This is a genomic window from uncultured Paraglaciecola sp., from assembly GCF_943787955.1.
Taxonomy (GTDB): Bacteria; Pseudomonadota; Gammaproteobacteria; order Enterobacterales; family Alteromonadaceae; genus Paraglaciecola.
This window is the reverse complement of the sequence record NZ_CALSOK010000010.1, coordinates 472,373-490,474: the sequence shown is the minus strand read 5'-3', so window position 1 is coordinate 490,474 and position 18,102 is coordinate 472,373. Positions and strand designations below refer to the sequence as shown.

The 18,102-nt window shown below is 39.7% G+C and carries 14 protein-coding genes and 1 pseudogene; 9 read left to right on the top strand and 6 right to left on the bottom strand.

Going from position 1 to position 18,102, the window contains the following annotated elements; genetic code table 11:
- Positions 1–42: 42 nt before the first annotated feature.
- On the bottom strand, positions 43–2,040 hold the full coding sequence (tkt, locus tag Q0Y52_RS09945) for a transketolase (RefSeq protein ID WP_297821100.1): 1,998 nt from the start codon (positions 2,038–2,040) through the stop codon (positions 43–45).
- A 268-nt stretch (positions 2,041–2,308) separates the two neighbouring features.
- Here tkt and metK point away from each other — a divergent pair, with 268 nt between their 5' ends.
- Both metK and Q0Y52_RS09935 read left to right on the top strand, forming a co-directional pair.
- On the top strand, positions 2,309–3,454 hold the full coding sequence (gene metK, locus Q0Y52_RS09940; RefSeq protein WP_297821098.1) for a methionine adenosyltransferase: 1,146 nt from the start codon (positions 2,309–2,311) through the stop codon (positions 3,452–3,454).
- Between the two features lie 616 nt (positions 3,455–4,070).
- A complete protein-coding gene (locus tag Q0Y52_RS09935; RefSeq protein ID WP_297821096.1) occupies positions 4,071–4,871 on the top strand; it encodes a M48 family metallopeptidase in 801 nt (266 codons plus the stop codon).
- 68 nt (positions 4,872–4,939) lie between these two features.
- On the opposite strand, the gene Q0Y52_RS09930 is transcribed toward Q0Y52_RS09935, so the two are convergent.
- The gene (locus Q0Y52_RS09930; protein ID WP_297821094.1) at positions 4,940–5,764 is read right to left on the bottom strand and encodes a mechanosensitive ion channel domain-containing protein; all 825 of its coding nucleotides are present in this window, start codon (positions 5,762–5,764) and stop codon (positions 4,940–4,942) included.
- Between the two features lie 588 nt (positions 5,765–6,352).
- Here Q0Y52_RS09930 and Q0Y52_RS09925 point away from each other — a divergent pair.
- On the top strand, positions 6,353–7,081 hold the full coding sequence (locus tag Q0Y52_RS09925; RefSeq protein WP_297821092.1) for a 16S rRNA (uracil(1498)-N(3))-methyltransferase: 729 nt from the start codon (positions 6,353–6,355) through the stop codon (positions 7,079–7,081).
- A gap of 384 nt (positions 7,082–7,465) precedes the next feature.
- Here the strand turns inward: Q0Y52_RS09925 and serA are convergent, their stop codons facing one another.
- The gene (serA, locus tag Q0Y52_RS09920; RefSeq protein WP_297821090.1) at positions 7,466–8,695 is read right to left on the bottom strand and encodes a phosphoglycerate dehydrogenase; all 1,230 of its coding nucleotides are present in this window, start codon (positions 8,693–8,695) and stop codon (positions 7,466–7,468) included.
- Between the two features lie 199 nt (positions 8,696–8,894).
- On the opposite strand from serA, the gene Q0Y52_RS09915 reads away from it, so the two are divergent.
- Both Q0Y52_RS09915 and Q0Y52_RS09910 read left to right on the top strand, forming a co-directional pair.
- Positions 8,895–9,071 carry a hypothetical protein gene (locus Q0Y52_RS09915; RefSeq protein ID WP_297821088.1) on the top strand — a complete coding sequence of 59 codons (177 nt, stop codon included), beginning with the start codon at positions 8,895–8,897 and terminating at the stop codon, positions 9,069–9,071.
- 31 nt (positions 9,072–9,102) lie between these two features.
- Positions 9,103–9,444, top strand: a complete 342-nt coding sequence (locus Q0Y52_RS09910; protein WP_297821509.1) for an AAA family ATPase — start codon at positions 9,103–9,105, stop codon at positions 9,442–9,444.
- Between the two features lie 22 nt (positions 9,445–9,466).
- Here the strand turns inward: Q0Y52_RS09910 and Q0Y52_RS09905 are convergent, their stop codons facing one another.
- Complete coding sequence (locus Q0Y52_RS09905; protein WP_297821086.1) at positions 9,467–10,372, bottom strand: WYL domain-containing protein; 906 nt, start codon at positions 10,370–10,372, stop codon at positions 9,467–9,469.
- A 531-nt stretch (positions 10,373–10,903) separates the two neighbouring features.
- Positions 10,904–11,800: a histone deacetylase gene (locus tag Q0Y52_RS09900; protein ID WP_297821084.1), complete on the bottom strand. Its 897-nt coding sequence runs from the start codon at positions 11,798–11,800 to the stop codon at positions 10,904–10,906.
- A 120-nt stretch (positions 11,801–11,920) separates the two neighbouring features.
- Here Q0Y52_RS09900 and Q0Y52_RS09895 point away from each other — a divergent pair.
- Positions 11,921–13,287 (top strand): annotated as a pseudogene (locus Q0Y52_RS09895) (M28 family metallopeptidase).
- 546 nt (positions 13,288–13,833) lie between these two features.
- Here the strand turns inward: Q0Y52_RS09895 and proB are convergent.
- Positions 13,834–14,940, bottom strand: coding sequence for a glutamate 5-kinase (gene proB, locus Q0Y52_RS09890; protein ID WP_297821082.1), 1,107 nt, complete (start codon positions 14,938–14,940; stop codon positions 13,834–13,836).
- 604 nt (positions 14,941–15,544) lie between these two features.
- Here proB and Q0Y52_RS09885 point away from each other — a divergent pair.
- Genes Q0Y52_RS09885 through Q0Y52_RS09875 form a run of 3 tightly spaced genes read left to right on the top strand, consistent with a single transcriptional unit; the run spans position 15,545 to position 18,102 of the window.
- The gene (locus Q0Y52_RS09885) at positions 15,545–16,027 is read left to right on the top strand and encodes a MarR family transcriptional regulator (protein ID WP_297821080.1); all 483 of its coding nucleotides are present in this window, start codon (positions 15,545–15,547) and stop codon (positions 16,025–16,027) included.
- 53 nt (positions 16,028–16,080) lie between these two features.
- A complete protein-coding gene (locus Q0Y52_RS09880) occupies positions 16,081–17,400 on the top strand; it encodes an AarF/ABC1/UbiB kinase family protein (protein WP_297821078.1) in 1,320 nt (439 codons plus the stop codon).
- A gap of 24 nt (positions 17,401–17,424) precedes the next feature.
- Entirely contained in the window at positions 17,425–18,102 is a 678-nt protein-coding gene (locus Q0Y52_RS09875) for a DUF480 domain-containing protein (RefSeq protein ID WP_297821076.1), read from the top strand.

Sequence of the window (18,102 nt, the reverse complement as noted above, 5' to 3'; positions counted from 1 at the left end):
AACAAAGGCGCTAAAAAGCGCCTTTGTATATTAAAAAAGCTCTTAGTTTAAGCCTTTAGCAGCTTTAATAATTGCTTCTGCGGTGATATCGAAATATTTCAGCAATACTGCACCCGGAGCAGATTCACCAAAGGTGGACATGCCCACAACCGTTCCACCCAATCCAACATATTTATGCCAAAAATCCACATGAGCTGCTTCGACCGCTACACGTTTGGTCACAGACCTTGGTAATACAGACTCTCTGTATTCGGCATCTTGTTTGTCAAAAACGGAAGTACTTGGCATAGACACGACACGCACTGCCATACCTGTATCAGATAATTGTTCAGCAGCTTCGACGGTGATCCCTACCTCAGAGCCTGTGGCAATTAATATAACATCGGGTGAACCGACACAATCTTTTAATACGTAACCCCCTTTAGCAACATGAGATAATTGCTGTGCATTACGTGGTTGAGCAGGCAAACCTTGACGACTAAAGATTAATGCAGAGGGGCCATCTTTTCGCTCTAACGCAGATTTCCATGCAACCGCAGTTTCTGCAACGTCACAAGGACGCCATGTCGCTAAATTTGGAGTAAGACGTAAGTTTGCTATTTGCTCGATAGGTTGATGGGTAGGACCGTCTTCGCCTTGGCCAATAGAGTCATGGGTATAGACAAAGATATTTGGAATACCCATCAGTGATGCCATTCGCACTGCGTTGCGCGCATATTCCATAAACATTAAGAAAGTAGCGCCAAATGGACGGAATCCACCGTGAAGTCCAATCCCATTCATGATCCCACACATGCCAAACTCACGCACACCATAATAGATATAATTGCCGCTAGGATCCTCGGCTGAAATGCCTTTAGTACCAGACCAGATTGTAAGGTTTGAGCCAGCTAAATCTGCTGAACCGCCTAACACTTCAGGCATCAGAGTGGCGAAGGTTTCAATTGAGTTTTGCGAAGCTTTACGGCTAGCCACATTTTCAGATTTGTCTTGTGATTCTTGAATAAACGCATCCGCTTTTTCAGCAAAGTTAGCAGGTAAGTCGCCCGCTAAACGACGCGTTAGCTCTGCTGCTAATTCTGGGTGTGTTTGTTGGTATGCCACAAATTTTTCATTCCAGGCTTGTTCTTTTACTGCACCTGATGCTTTTGCATCCCAACCAGCATAAATATCTGCAGGAATATCGAAAGGAGCATAAGGCCAGTTTAAAAATTCACGGGCAGCTTTAATTTCTTCAAGGCCTAGGGGGGCTCCGTGGCAGTCGTGGCTACCTGATTTGTTTGGCGAACCAAAACCTATAATCGTTTTACAACAAATGAGCGTTGGCTTTGATGTTTCTGCTTTCGCCGCTGCAATCGCATCAGCAATAGCTTGAGGATCGTGTCCGTCTACATTTGCAATCACTTGCCACCCATAGGCTTCAAATCGCGCCGGAGTGTTATCAGTGAACCAACCTTCGACATGACCATCAATTGAAATACCGTTGTCATCCCAAAATGCGACTAATTTACCTAAGCCCAGAGTGCCTGCTAAAGAACATACTTCATGAGAAATACCCTCCATCAAACATCCGTCACCTAAAAAACAATAAGTAAAATGATCGACCACATCAAAATTTGGTTGGTTGAATTGTGCAGCTAAGGTTTTTTCGGCAATCGCCATACCCACGGCATTACTGACCCCCTGTCCCAAAGGTCCAGTGGTAGTTTCAACACCCGGCGCATAACCATATTCTGGGTGACCCGGAGTTTTAGAATGCAATTGACGGAAATTTCTTAACTCTTCAATCGGTAATGCATAACCAGTCAGATGTAACAGAGAATAGATCAACATCGAGCCGTGGCCGTTAGATAATACAAACCTGTCTCTGTTAGCCCAATCGGGGTTGCCTGGATTATGCTGCATATGATCTGCCCACAATACTTGCGCGATGTCAGCCATTCCCATGGGTGCACCTGGGTGACCTGAGTTGGCTTGTTGAACGGCATCCATACTAAGGGCGCGAATGGCGTTGGCGAGTTCTCGACGTGTTGACGACATGTGGTCTCCTGACTGATCCGATAATTATGAATATCCGCAAATGGACATTAAAAAGGTTAATTTTAGCTATACATTTTGTATTAGCCAACAACTAACTGCAATGTTAAATACTCGATGAATCAGTATTTCCCTATCACTTTTGTTTACACCTTAGCAGAATAAACTTCATAGACGTTTGGACGTCTAGAAGTAAAGACTAGTATTTTGTATTTGGATAGTTAAAATACTCACATAAACCTGTATAACGACACTCAAGCAAGGCGCTTTTATGACCTCACATTTATTTACTTCTGAATCAGTATCCGAAGGACATCCTGATAAAATCGCGGATCAAATTTCTGATGCTGTTTTAGATGCCATATTGACACAGGACCCTAAGGCAAGAGTGGCCTGCGAGACCTTTGTCAAAACAGGTATGGTGTTAGTGGGTGGCGAAGTCACGACTTCGGCATGGGTAGATATAGAAGAAATCACCCGAAAAACAGTCAGAGAAATTGGCTATGTTCATTCAGATATGGGGTTTGATGCAGACTCTTGCGCAGTATTAAATGCAATAGGTAAGCAATCTCCTGATATTAATCAAGGTGTTGACCGCACTTCACCAGAAGAACAAGGTGCCGGAGACCAAGGTTTAATGTTTGGTTATGCAAGCAACGAAACAGATGTGTTTATGCCTGCACCTATTACTTATGCCCACCGCTTAGTAAAACGTCAGTCCGAAATACGTAAGAATGGCACACTCAGTTGGTTGAGGCCTGATGCAAAAAGCCAAGTGACTTTTATCTACGAAAATAATCAACCCGTTGCTATTGATGCAGTGGTGCTGTCAACTCAACATGATGAAAGTATTAGCACAGCAGACCTTCGCGAAGCTGTGATGGAAGAAATTATTAAACCAGTATTACCCGAAAAGTGGCTGAGTAAAAAGACCAAATTTTTTATTAACCCAACAGGTCGATTTGTCATTGGTGGTCCAATGGGCGACTGTGGTTTAACTGGTCGTAAAATAATTGTTGATACCTATGGCGGCATGGCAAGACACGGTGGTGGTGCATTTTCTGGTAAAGATCCATCAAAAGTAGATAGATCAGCCGCTTATGCAGGGCGTTATGTAGCAAAAAATATAGTAGCGGCTGGACTGGCCGATAAATGTGAAATTCAATTGTCTTATGCCATTGGTGTAGCAGAACCTACATCTATTAGTATTGAGACCTTTGGCACCAGTAAGGTTTCGGAAGACTTATTGGTTAAGTTGGTGCGTGACAACTTCGAACTTAGACCTTTTGGGCTGCTTAAGATGCTCGACTTAGAACGACCTATCTATATGGCAACTGCAGCCTATGGACACTTTGGAAGAGAAGAGTTTCCTTGGGAAAAAACAGATGTTGCTGCACGCCTCAAAGCAAGTATTTAAAGAGCTCGATTCTGAATAGGTATAGCCTCATGTGAGGCTATATTTGCTTACAGTTTTTAGAATTCAGGATGTTTTTGAATCGCATATTCACATGTCGATACAAGTTGAAGTCTTATTCTCACATACCGATTACTGATTCTCACTCTCCCCATGACTACAGATATATATGCTACAATTACTCTGAAATTAGTTCCTTCAACTGCCGCCTATCAGTATTACCCCCAAACACAGTGGTAAGAAAACCACAAAAATTTCATCAATAATAGCGCCTACTAGCATATCCTGATCATTAGCTTGCACTTTATTAAGTTCCCCGTCTACATAACCTAAGCAGCACCCTCGCTCTCATATAATTTAAATTTAATTTTTTATACGTCTCTACTCAGTCATAAAATTTAATGACAAATTAATTATTAGCTTGATATGAAGCGCATACAGTTAAAAAATCACGATTAATAGTGTTCAGTGAACAACGGGAAGATTGTGCATGGTAGTGTCAACTTAAAATTTAGTTTAGGAATTTATAAAAATAACGACATTAATCCGAACAGATACTTAATCGATTCCCTAAATCAAGGTATGATCGAACTATAACTAGACTGAATAAAAAAAATCCATGGGATATATCCAAAACTTTTGCTTAATCATTATCGTTGCGATATGTCTTTCATCCTGCGCTAAATCTCCTCTAGGGCGTAATCAACTCAAATTATATTCAAGCTCTCAGTTAGCAGGAATGGGCGAACAAGCTTTTGCCATTATGAAATCAGAACAAAAGGTGTCTAGTCAGCCAGTATCTAATCAGTATGTAAAATGTATTGCTGACGCTATTACGCAACATGTACCAAAATCAGTGTATGCAGGTGTTTGGGAGTTAGTGGTGTTCGACTCACCACAAATTAATGCGTTTGCCTTACCAGGGGGTAAAATGGGTGTATACACAGGACTTATTGAACTGACAGAAAATCAACATGAGCTTGCTGCGGTTATTGGCCATGAAGTAGGTCATGTCATTGCTGAGCATGGTAATGAGAGAATGTCGAGTAGTGCTCTTATAGGCATGGGAATGGAAGTCACTAATCAGTTATTAAAGGCTAATGAAATTGCAAGTAGTAATATGATCATGGCTGGCTTGGGTTTAGGTGTTCAAGTTGGCGTACAATTACCATTCGGTCGAACTCATGAATCAGAAGCAGATCTAATTGGGTTAGACCTAATGGCAAAAGCAGGCTTTGATCCTCAGCAGTCAATTAATTTATGGCAGAACATGTCCAAAGCCAGCGGAGACAAGCGTCAACCAGAACTACTATCCACACACCCTCATCCAGAAACGCGTATTAAAAATTTAGCTGACAATATGCTAAAAACTATGGATAAGTATCATTTGGCAAAGAATAAGCCAAACTGTAAAATTTAGCGTTTATTAAGACATATAAAATGCCACACTATTAAATACTAGCGTGGCATCTTTATGTCTAATAAAGCCTAACCTTCTTTATGTACATGTAAATCCATTTGCGGGAATGGAATTGAGATACCTTCAGCATCAAAGCGCAATTTAACGGCTTCAGTAAAGTCGAACTTCACAGCCCAAAAATCTGCAGTAGCAACCCAAGGACGCACTACAAAATTAACACTACTATCAGCCAATTCTCCCACTGCAACAGTTGGAGCTGGCTCTTTTAAGATCCGCTCATCAGCAGCAAGCATTTCCTTTAGAATCTCCTTAGCTTTTTTCAAATCACTGTTATAACCAATGCCTACCACCATATCCACTCGGCGTGTTTCTTTAGCAGAGTAGTTAGTAATATTGCCACCATAAATTGCACCATTTGGCACGATGATCTCTTTGTTATCAGCTGAAGTCATAATAGTCGTAAAAATGCTGATACTTTTAACCACACCCATTGCCCCACCAGCTTCAATAAAATCACCTGCTTTAAATGGTTTAAACACCAGTAACATGACACCCGCTGCAAAATTCTGTAAGGAGCCTTGCAACGACAGACCAATAGCTAAACCAGCTGCAGCTAAAATGGCGGCTAACGAAGTTGTATTGACATTTAATTGATCTAATGCAGCAATAATAACGAACAACATCAACACTGCTCTTGCAATCGCTTTAACAAAATCAATCAACATATCGTCATATTGGGAACGTGTCATTATCTTGCTAAGCAGATTCACTAACACGCTAACAATCACCTTACCAATAAAGTATATGGCAATCGCCATGACAATATTAATTCCCCAAGGAATAACATAGGTATCCATCATCTGAGACATTTTTTCCGTGTCAAATCCAAACATTTTTATCTCCAACCTTTTTAATAATTAAATAATACGACGATTATGATGAACTTATTAATACTCAGATTATAATAGTTTAAAGGTTTTATTTATCAATAAGACTACAGACTTCTTTTAATAGTTTTTTAGTTCCGATTAAAGCGCTTCATAAATGTGTCATTTAACTAGCTTAAATTTACTCTTGTGTTGAGTTCGCCACTCAACTCGTTTGATTAAAGTCAATTTTTTAAACATAATTGAAACAAGTGTTATGGTTGCCGTAGTGAGTTTATCTAATATTTTTAAAGGAATAAGAATGTTACAATTCACTCAATTAGTGGTTTCTTTGGTTTTACTTTTATTATTTTCAATCTCTGGAGAAAAGGGGAAAACCACTAAAAATGCTAATGGCATAATCCAAAAAAATGTCATCTCAACGTATTGATTCGACAGAAGTAATTCAAATTAACTTAGTAAAAATAAGAAACTAGACGAAACTAAAACACTTTTCGATGGTTAATACTCTATTGTTTATTAATCCCGCTTTTTATTCCTTATTTAATTTTCACACTGTTGATACAATTTATAAAAAACTAACCGAGTCACCACATGCGCATCAGCAGAGTTTATTACCCTTTTGAGTTGTCTATCGATACTTACGTCACATTAACAGATGATGCGATTAATCACGTGGCTAATGTTCTACGCGCTAAAAGTGGGCAAGCAGTCGTGTTATTCAATGGTGATGGAAGCGAATATAGTGCCCAATTCTTTGAAGTGACCAAGCGTAAGGTAATTGTTCACATAGATTCAAAGATTTCAATCAGCATAGAATCGCCACTTAGTATTCATCTAGGACAAGGTATTTCTCGAGGTGATAGAATGGAATGGGTGATCCAGAAGTCAGTCGAATTAGGTGTCACTGAAATCACGCCACTTATTACTGAACGCTGTGGTGTAAAACTAAGTCATGACAGGTGGTCTAAAAAACATGAGCAATGGCAAAAATTAGCCATAGCAGCCTGTGAGCAATCTGGCAGAAATGTATTACCGGTGTTACATGCGCCTAGTTTATTTTCAGATTGGGTAAATTCATCCACCAATCAAGTCCGCCTTACCTTACACCCAAGAGCTGAAAAAGCATTTAGACATGTGTCTATACCTCCTGCTGGAGCCAGGTTACTGATTGGTCCAGAAGGTGGTTTTTCAGACCAAGAAATTTACAAAACCGAACAAAATGGATTTCAAACTATTCAACTGGGACCAAGAGTTTTACGCACTGAAACAGCTGCAATTGCTGCCATATCTGCTCTGCAGGCAATACACGGGGATCTATAGAAAGTCTGATACCTTTACAATTACTCAAAAAATAATGGTTAATTGGCTATGCGTAGCACTAAAAAAAATAATAAATCCATGCAACTTATCTCTAACAAAACAATAAAAGATATATTGCCTTAGCCTCACATCCTATATTGGATGATGCACGCGATTGTGCGATGTAAAGTTGCGGGTTAAGTATTTATATCTGTAACAACATCGCTATGAAAGTACTTTGAGCAACATTGATTGTCGGTCTGAATTAGGCAAAAGGGTAAAGCCTACTATTGCATATATTATATAAGCACCGCCTTCTTGGTATTAATACTTCATCACTCAAAATTAAAATGCCTGCTAAATTAGCAGGCATTTTAATTTTGGCTGTGGGCAACTGCCCGTTAATTAATGCAGAATTCTGGTCTTAATTGTGCCATCAATTTTTTGTAGCTGCTCAAATGCTGCTTCTGCATCATCGGTTTCAACATCAATTACTACGTAACCAATGTTTTGATTGGTTTGTAGATATTGCGCCGTAATATTCAAACCTTTTTGCGCAAATGCTTGGTTGATTTGAGTTAACACTCCTGGCGCATTTTTATGAATATGTAATAAACGTGAGCGATCAGCTTGTTCAGGCAAAGATACTTCTGGAAAATTAACGGCCGACAAGGTCGAACCATTATCACTGTATTTAGCGAGCTTTCCGGCAACTTCGACACCAATATTTTCCTGGGCTTCTTGAGTACTTCCACCTACGTGGGGTGTCAAAATAACATTATCAAACTGGGTCAGAGGTGATTCAAAAAGCTCGTTATTTGACTTTGGCTCTATTGGGAATACATCGATGGCTGCACCAGCCAATTTACCACTTTTCAGGGCATCTACCAAAGCATTTATATCAATAATAGTTCCTCTGGCAGCATTCATTAGGATTGCACCATCTTTCATCATACCCAACTCTTTAGTACCGATCATATTTTGAGTTTGTGTGGTCTCAGGTACGTGAAGGGTGACTACATCGGAAGTATTCAACAGCTGTTTTAACGTTTTAACTTGTGTTGAGTTACCTAACACTAATTTGTTTTCAATATCAAAAAACTGTACTCGCATTCCAAGATGCTCGGCCAAAATACTTAATTGCGTACCAATGTGGCCATAACCAATAATACCTAAAGTTTTACCCCGCGCTTCAAAAGAGCCCACTGCGCTTTTATCCCAAATGCCCTTATGTGCCTTAGCATTTTTTGCAGGCACACCACGCAAAAGCAAAATGATCTGAGCAAGAGCCAACTCAGCAACTGAACGAGTATTTGAAAAAGGCGCGTTAAAAACAGGTATACCTCGCATTTGCGTAGCCACCAAGTCAACTTGGTTAGTCCCAATACAAAAACACCCTACAGCTACTAACTTATTAGCCGCGACAATAACCTTCTCATTCAGCTGTGTTCTGGAACGAATACCCACAAAATGTACGTCTTTAATTTTGGCAATCAATTCATCTTCAGGGAGTGATGTTTTTAAATACTCAATGTTTTCATACCCATTAGCATGAAGAGTATCCAAGGTACTTTGATGAAGACCTTCAAGTAGTAATATTTTGATTTTTTCTTTCGGCAACGACACTTTGCTCATGATGTTCCTACGTGACAGTTAACTTGAGACATCTGGACGTCTATTTGGTGGGAAAATAGCAGAAATCAGTATATTTAGAAAGGCAATAATGACTAAATCCATATTAAAAAAGTGGATTTATAGTTATTGTTTATACACAAAGTGCTTAACGGCTTAGTTAGCTGCCAATTATTGCAGCGATAATTCGAGGAGAATACTAGTGGCAGTCACGGCCTACAAAACCTTATTTAGTGAATATCACAGTGGCCCAACTTCTTTTATCCATATGTTATCTAAGCCTATTGCACCAATACGTGACGTAGATTTATACCAAGACGACGCAGATAAATTAAAAGAAGCAGTGGACAAATCCGCAAAAAAATCAACACAAAGCTGATTTTTTTGGGGTCCATAACACTGATAAGGCCATTCAACTAAATCAACTTGCTTACCATACTAAAGAGTCCGTGTGTTTCATTGACTGTCAACGATTGGTCGATAACTATAAGGGAGAAACTGAGACATACCTATCAAAACTCACAGCACAAGCTGAATCAGAAAGTTGGATATTATTCTTTGATAAAGCTGACACTTTATTCTCTAAATACTCAGATGTTAAAAATGAACTTCACGAATATACCAATCAAGAAGTCAGTTATGTTCTCAAACGTTTATCGCAGTACCCTGGTTTATCAATACTTTCGCTGACTGAAAAGCCTATAGTGGAAATGCTCCAATATGCGGTAAATAGTATAATATCATTTCGCTAGTGCCACTTGCGATTGTATTGATCTACCCCGCCCCCGGAGCTAAAGAAATATTATCAATTAATTGAAGTACATCAAGATTAGCTAATGCCAACTGGCACCTATGATGATTTTGAGTTTGTTCCACTGAACAATCCACCTGCCATTGCCTTAATACGTAAGCAGCAACGGCAGCTCTTAATTGTATCGAAAGCATCCCATCTGTCATGTTGTAATCCATCTCTATCGCCTTCGACTGCTTAATAGTAGGATGGGGAACAATCACAATATTCACAATTTGTTGCCATTGCTGGTCATAAGGACTGGCTTCATGCACATGAACAGCCCCTTGGATCAAATCTATAAAAGTAAAACGGGTTGACACAAAATCCCGAAAACGATTACTCTTTCGATCATAAGCACGCACATGCCAGCGATGACCATTATTGATAATTGAGTGAGGCACTAACGCTCGTTCTGTTTCACCGGATGATACTGAAACATAACCACACTTCACCCCTTGTTTATTATGAATAGCTCGCATGATACTGGCAATTATTGCTACATTCGGATGTATCAGCCTGACCGCATCAAAACACTGCTCAGATGGCTGGACACCAGTTGAAATACCATTACCAAAACCGCGACTGAGGGAAGTTAAAATCACCTCTGGATCATGTTTATATATTGGCTGAAAGACATCTGTTCTATGATAACTTTTGGTTTGATGTCGCAAGATAAGATTATGTGGGGCAAGTTCTTTATAAGTACTGAAGTCTCGTGTACTGGCAGCCAACCCTGTTTTAAAACGTTGGATCAAATCTGTACGGGCAATATGACCAAAAAACTGCAGACTAAAATCAATAAATGCCAAACGGTCTGATTGTGCATGGGGTAACTCTGCCAGCTTTTTTTCTATTTGTAATTCATTTAAATTATTTTGGTATTCCATCAAGATAGACTCATAATGACTAGATCATAAGAGATTAAAGTATTCCCCCCTTCAATACAATCATTATGATTACATCAATAATATAACTCATTCACATTAAACATGATGTTTTACCATATAAAATATCATTCCTGAGTTGAAGGTAATGTCGTAGTTCAAGTTCCCATTATCCTCGGACACAATAAACATTATAAATTAAAAGATTAGATAACAATCCACTTATGGCGCTAAAAATAGCTTTTAGCTATATACCAAGAGTGATTGAGTGACTAGATATGAATATGATGATCGCTATCAGGACATTTTGAACCACATAGAAACGGAGCGAGAAACGCGACTCATTATCGATGTAGAACCAGAGAAAGTATCTGGTAAAATAAACCCAGCCCCCCCCGCATTCAATTATTAATACTGCTCAATCAGAAATTGTCTGTGATCAGTTTGGTGTATTCGTCGGTATCTTAGAAAAAAAGATAACAAATAAATTAAAAAGTAAACGTGCAAATATTGCGTAATTTGAGGAATCTGCAACTAGATAACACCTGCTGCTTTGTATAACTGAAGATGTACTTTAACTAATGCTTTTATGTTTCGTTGATAACCACCACCTATTACCGCTGCAACAGGTAAACCTTTACGTTTGCAAATATCAAAAACCATGCAGTCTCTTTGATACACCCCTTCAGTACTGATGCTTAAATGCCCCAAATCATCATTGATGTGAATATCGACCCCCGCATCATAAATGACTGCATCAGGTTGACAAGTATTAATGGCCAAATACAAAGCACTGTCGACTGTGTCTAAATATTCGCTATCTTGTGTTCCTTTAAGCAAATTAAAGTCCATATCTGAGTGTTGTTTTCGGTACGGGAAGTTTTTCTCTGCATGAATAGAAACCGTATAGATTTGGGTATGGTTTTCAGCTAACTTCGCAGTCCCGTCGCCTTGATGTACATCACAGTCGAAAATAAGTACCTTATCAATCTTAGGACTTTTCAGCATAGTCAAAGCAGCTAAGTACAAATCGTTAAAAAGACAAAAACCAGAACCATAATTAGCAAATGCATGATGATAACCCCCAGTCAAATTTAATGCTTTACCATGCTCTAAGGCTAGTTCGGCACTTAACACAGTGCCGCCTACAGCTGTTAATGAGCGCTGAATAAGCTGAGCAGACCAAGGAAAGCCGATACGCCGCATTGCCTTTGCATCCAGATTTCCAGTAAGGAGTTGTTGTACATATTGTGGATTAAAGACTTTGCATAAGTCTTTTGGAGAAACAGGAGTTGGCCTGAAAAAGCTATCATCTGTCACTCCCTGAGTAGCTAATGCATTTCGGATACCTTGATATTTTTCAGTAGGGAAACGATGACGTACAGGTAAGTCAAGTTGGCTATAAATAGGATGAAATACCAGTGGGATCATAATATTGGTCGATTATTGTTTTAGAATGAATATGTACTATTAATGGACAATATCAGTTCAAAACACGTTAAAGTATTTTAAATTAACAAATAAACTATTTAGGAACAGATTGTGAGAACGATGCACACAGTGTTATATGCCTTTCTATCTTTTATCTTTGCCCTAACAACACAAGCAACAGAATTAGAGTATCAAGATAAACAGCAGTTACATGATATTCATCAACAGATATCTGCAAAACGTATTGAACAGGACATTCGTAAATTAGTTGGCTTTGATACTCGTCACACATTGTCTGAAACAAAATCGGACACGCGCGGAATAGGTGCGGCTAGGCGCTGGATCAAGTCTGAATTTGATAATATCTCTAAAGCCTGTGGTGGTTGTATAAAGGTATATTTCCAATCACAAACCATTCAAGGTGAAAAGCGTATTCCTGATGCGACTGAAGTAGTCAGTGTGATTGCGGTGCAAACGGGTAGCACTGATCCTAACCGCTACGTTATGATGTCAGGCGATATTGACTCTCGCATTTCAGATGTCATGAATTTTACTGATGATTCACTTGGCGCAAATGATAATGCTTCTGGCGTCGCAGGCATCATAGAAGCAGCACGCGTGCTTAGCCGATACAAGTTCAACAGCAGTATTGTTTACGCCGCTCTGGCTGGCGAAGAACAAGGACTATTTGGTGGGAAAATATTAGCTGAAACAGCAAAAAAGAAGGATGGCGTTTAAAAGCAGTGTTAAATAACGACATGATTGGCAATATTGCCGGCATAAATGGCGTTATCAACAATACCACAGCTCGTATTTTTGCGGAGGGCACTCGCTACACCGAAACAGATGCACAAGCACGCACACGCAGGTATACGGGTGGCGAAGTAGACTCTCCTAGTCGCAACTTGGCTCGTTATATTGATTTAATGGCTGACAGATATATTCCTAACTTAGATACTATGGTTGTTTATCGTTTAGACAGATTTGGCCGCGGCGGACATCATCGCCCTTTCAACGATTTAGGTTATCCAGGTGTACGTATTATGGAAACTAACGAACATTACGATCGTCAACACCAAGACCTCCGAGTAGAAGATGGGGTGAAATATGGCGATACCATAGACGGTGTTAATTTTGATTATGCAGCTAAACTCACCGCTTTAAATGCTGTGTCGCTGGCTGGCATGGCGTGGGCGCCCTCTCCACCAGCAAAGGTAACGATAAAAGGTGCAGTCCAACCCAGTACTTCATTGAGCTGGGCGGCACTAGAAAAAAGCCAAAACAAGCAGCTCGCTGGATACAAGATTTATTGGCGTTACACCGACTCACCGCAATGGCAATACAGTAAATTTATCGGTGACGTTACCCAATACACATTAGAAAATGTGGTAATAGACAACTACTTTTTTGGTGTCGCCAGTGTGAGCAAAGAGGGTTTTGAGAGTCCTGTGGTGTTTCCCGGTGCTGCAGGCTCTTTTGATGACTAATAAAGCAAGCAATATATAGAAAATAACAAAGCGGTAATATAGTTTAAGATATTATTTTCTCTAACTATGCACGGATCTGTTCGTCGCTCATAAACCAAATATTTCTCGGTCGTTAGTGATGCTTCACCCATCGGCCTATAAGCATAAAGCTGAGTTGTCGCGATACCAATTTCTGCACCTAGCCCGAGTGCACTACCATCAGAAAAACGCGAAGAATCACACCCATCTTGCGAATTTGCAATCCATTAGGACGATTGTTGACCACTCATTTAGCACCAATGGGGCCTGCCAAACCAGCAATAACTTTAATTGATAATGCCATAGCTACAATTCTTTCATCATTTAAGGTGAGCCTGTCAATTATCGAATTGCTCAAATTATTTTCTTTGCCTGCACTAAGTCTTATTTACATGCGGTAAGAATTGTTTGCTTTTTTCACGCAATGTCGTATCTATAACAACCACTACCTAGTTTTAATTGACTCCCCTAAAATGGCTAACACCTTGGATGCTTAAGCCGTACTTAGTGTGAACGTTCTTATCATGCTCATAATGTCTCTAACAGGGCGACATGTTTATCTGAGATAATCGGGCCAGTTTGTTCTTGAAAATCACTCGCAAAATTTTTATCTTCTTGATTAGTAATAAAATTCAATAAACAACTACTGTAGTTTGATTTAGCTTTTGCCAACTTAGTACCATCATGTTTGCGTACCAATATCGTATCACCTACGGCAAATTCACCTTTAACCTCTATTAAGTCGTCACTGGTGAGCGCTTCACTGTGCGCGTCTAGTTTGGCGGTAAAGTTATCTTCAACTATCACTTCACCCTGAGCGGTAGATGTATGTGTCATCCAGTGTAAATGTTCTTTCATTGGAGAAGGATCGGATGAGAAATGTGTGCCCGGGTTTTCGCCGTTTAGCAACTTGGTAAATGACAACTTATTAAAACCATTCACTATATAGGTATCAATACCGTGCAAGGTCGCTTTTTGAGCTGCTTCTACTTTAGTTATCATGCCACCTGTGCCAACTGCACTGGTCGCGCCATCTGCCATGGCCAAGATGTCTGCTGTTATCTCTGAAACACTTGGAATGAGAACAGCATCATGGTGTTTATTTGGATTTTTGTTGTAAAGACCGTTTATGTCAGAACAAATAATCAAGGCATCAGCGTCAGCGGCAGCAGCGACTATTGCAGATAAATTATCATTATCTCCAACTTTCAATTTGTCGGTCACTATGGTGTCATTTTCATTAATAATCGGCAGAACATCATGCTCGAGTAAAGTAAATATTGTCTCTCTAACACTTACGTAACGTTCTCTGTCTCGCAAATCGCAACGTGTCAGTAACATTTGTGCAGTGGGAAAATTAAATAGCTTTTCCCATGTTCCCATCATCTCAGCTTGGCCTGCAGCAGCCATGGCCTTTTTTATTGGAATAGTTTGTTGTAACTCATCTGGAAATAAGTGTGATCCTGCGGCAACCGAACCTGATGACACTAACACCACTTCGATACCTTGAGAACGACAGCTCACTATAAATTGCGCGATACTGATTAAATATTCGCTACTACAGCCCTTTCCATGTGGCGCAATCAATGCACTTCCAACTTTTATGACAATACGTTTCCAATTAAATCTATTCATGTAATTAATTATTACCTTGCGTTGTTCAACGCTTGTATTTTGATGCAGGCATAAGTGCCATTCTTAATGATTTATTCTGTTGATATGCCCCATCGCTTGAGCTTTATCTTTTTTGAGGTAGGTTAGTAACTTATTGCTCGAGAACCGTCAGTGTTGATAACAGTTGGCTTGTCTTACAGACAATATTTTTTATTATTGCAGTTTAAAACCACGAACAAATTCATCAGCAATTTAAAGCAAAAATATTCAACAAAAACCTAGAGAGGTTGATGCCCTACTTTTGGACTTTTAATAGCTACTGATGTGTCTGATTTGCTCGAAAGCTGCATTTTTAACTTATTTAAAAATTTAATTAAAATTAAGTAGCAAACTAATGATTCGTACTCTAACTATATAATCATCGCAAATCCACTTCATTCCGAGTATATCATAGTTTAAAGGCTAATAAACTAGATAGAGTTGAACTTTTTATCACACCCCAAAAATCAAATGATGAATAAAAAAATTGAACTCCACGTTAATTACTCATACATTAAGCGGCATTATTTGCTGGTGATGAATAGTATTATCTCTCACCTTTCAAAGATGTTTAAAGGTAAGTGTTATGCAAAAATATGAAGAGTTATTGGTTTCCTTAAGAAAGGTAATAAGGGCTATAGATCTTTATTCCAAAAAACTGTCCAAAGAAAGTGGGTTGACCAGTCCTCAACTAATTGTGCTTAAGGAAATTGATCAACATGCAGGCTATATGGTCAAGGATATTGCTCAAAGTATTAATCTTAGCTCAGCCACTGTGACGAGTATTTTAGATCGACTTGAGGCACGTGCTTATGTCATCAGAGAGCGTTCGATAACAGACAAACGTAAAGTAGGGTTACACCTCACTGAACAAGGAAAAACCGTCATCAAAAATGCTCCTCGTCCACTACAAGCACATTTTATTAATCGCTTTGAAAAACTGCAAGATTGGGAGCAAACCCAATTAGTTTCAACCATGCAGCGTATTGCATCCATGATGGATGCAGAGAACTTAGATGCAGCGCCAATGCTAGAAGTGGGTGCAATACAGGAAATTACTGAACCATAGTAGTCTAGAACACTAAGACCTTCGTAGTAACTCATTTACAAGGCCGTCTATTCATGCAGAAAAAGACAGATATAGCCTCTATCCCAAAGAGTCGATTAAGTCGTTTCGGTAAACTCGGATCCTTAGCAGGGCGAGTGGCTGGAAACATGCTGGCTGAAGGTGTCAGCGAATTAGCCAAAGGCAATCGGCCTAAAATGAAAGATTTACTGTTGACACCCGCAAACGCCATGCGTGTGGCCGATCAACTTGCGCAAATGCGTGGTGCAGCAATGAAAGTCGGTCAAATGATATCTATGGATGCAGGTGATATGTTACCTGCCCAGTTAACGGATTTATTAGCTCGATTGCGCTCAGACGCCAAGTCTATGCCAGAAAGGGAGCTAATTAGCTTATTAGAAGCAGGATGGGGTGCAAACTGGCAGAAAAAGTTTATCCAATTTCCGCTGCAACCAATCGCGGCAGCCTCTATAGGCCAAGTACACAAGGTCATCACCCAAGATTTCAGACGCTTGGCGATTAAAATTCAGTATCCAGGCATAAAACAAAGCATCAACAGCGATGTGGATAACGTGGCCACTTTAATAAAAATGACGGGATTGCTCCCCAAGGGGATGGATATTAAACCGTTATTGGCCGAAGCTAAAAAACAACTTCACGATGAAGCAGATTATGCCCTTGAAGGACGATATTTAGACCAATATGCCGCGGTGATTGAAAATGATGATGCCTTTGTTATACCGGTTTTAGATAAAGAATTTAGCTCAGATACTATTCTTGCTATGAGCTTTGTAGACGGCATCCCGATAGAGCAGTTGGTTGATGCACCACAAGAAACCCGCGATCAGGTCATGAGCCAACTGATGCGTTTATTTTTTAAAGAATTATTCGATTTTCAGTTGGTACAAACCGATCCAAACTTTGCCAATTACCAATATGATCAAGATACCCAAAAAGTTGTCTTATTAGATTTTGGCGCGACCCGCGTTTACACACCACAGATGGCTGAAAGTTATCGTCAGCTGATGCAAAGCGCCAGCAAACATGAAACACAAAACATCCGTCAAGCGATATTAGATATAGGTCTAATCAGGCAGGATTTGCCAGAGAAAGTTCAGCAAAACATCACTGATTTGGCTTACATGGCCTGCGAGCCTTTATACGGTGAATCCCCTTACGACTTTGCAGCCTCTGACTTGTCCTCCCGATTACAAAATCAAGGCATGCAACTGGGGTTAGAGAAAGAGTATACACACACACCATCCGCCAATGCGATTTTTTTGCATCGCAAACTGGGTGGATTATTTTTATTAGCAATAAAATTAAAAGCAAAAGTGGATATGCAAAGCCTATTTGCGCCCTATAATAATGTTTAATCAGCAGTTCTAAAAGACGTTTATATGCTCATTCAACTCGCCCCAGTTCAAGCTCGACTTATTGGTGTATTACTCGAAAAAGAAGTAACTACACCAGATCAATATCCGCTATCGCTTAATGGTTTAATCTTGGGTTGCAACCAAAAAAGTAACCGTGACCCCGTAATGAATTTAAGTGAGTCTGAGGTGCAAAACGCTTTAGATGAACTCAGACACAAAAAGTTAATATTTGAACATACCGGCACGGGGAGCAGAGTTGTCAAATACAAACATCGTTTTTGTAATACCGAATTCAGTGATTTAAAGTTTAGTCGCCAGCAATTAGCTATTATCTGCGTGATGTTGCTACGCGGCCCGCAAACTCCGGGGGAACTCAGAACACGCACCAACCGCTTGGCAGAGTTTGACAATGTGAATGAAGTAGAAGCCACGTTACATAAATTGCACCAGCTAAACGATGAACAATTAGTGGTGAAACTAGACCGCGAACTTGGTAAGCGGGATGCTCGTTATGCACACTTATTTAGTGGTGATGAAGGATTGCAGAAAGCAGCAAACACGACCACAACAAACTCATCTCAAGATTTAACATCAGTCTCCCCTCAAGCCATAGAGCGCATTACAAGATTGGAACAACAAGTAACTGAATTAACTAGTCAATTAGCAGAATTAAAGGAACTTGTAGATATATTGAGCGAATGA

Coding starts and splice junctions, on each gene's coding strand:
- Q0Y52_RS09900 (WP_297821084.1), bottom strand. CDS start 11,800: ATGATCCCACTGGTATTTCATCCTATTTATAGCCAACTTGACTTACCT.
- Q0Y52_RS09930 (WP_297821094.1), bottom strand. CDS start 5,764: ATGTTTGGATTTGACACGGAAAAAATGTCTCAGATGATGGATACCTAT.
- Q0Y52_RS09875 (WP_297821076.1), top strand. CDS start 17,425: ATGCTCATTCAACTCGCCCCAGTTCAAGCTCGACTTATTGGTGTATTA.
- serA (WP_297821090.1), bottom strand. CDS start 8,695: ATGAGCAAAGTGTCGTTGCCGAAAGAAAAAATCAAAATATTACTACTT.
- Q0Y52_RS09925 (WP_297821092.1), top strand. CDS start 6,353: ATGCGCATCAGCAGAGTTTATTACCCTTTTGAGTTGTCTATCGATACT.
- tkt (WP_297821100.1), bottom strand. CDS start 2,040: ATGTCGTCAACACGTCGAGAACTCGCCAACGCCATTCGCGCCCTTAGT.
- Q0Y52_RS09885 (WP_297821080.1), top strand. CDS start 15,545: ATGCAAAAATATGAAGAGTTATTGGTTTCCTTAAGAAAGGTAATAAGG.
- metK (WP_297821098.1), top strand. CDS start 2,309: ATGACCTCACATTTATTTACTTCTGAATCAGTATCCGAAGGACATCCT.
- Q0Y52_RS09935 (WP_297821096.1), top strand. CDS start 4,071: ATGGGATATATCCAAAACTTTTGCTTAATCATTATCGTTGCGATATGT.
- proB (WP_297821082.1), bottom strand. CDS start 14,940: ATGAATAGATTTAATTGGAAACGTATTGTCATAAAAGTTGGAAGTGCA.
- Q0Y52_RS09880 (WP_297821078.1), top strand. CDS start 16,081: ATGCAGAAAAAGACAGATATAGCCTCTATCCCAAAGAGTCGATTAAGT.
- Q0Y52_RS09905 (WP_297821086.1), bottom strand. CDS start 10,372: ATGGAATACCAAAATAATTTAAATGAATTACAAATAGAAAAAAAGCTG.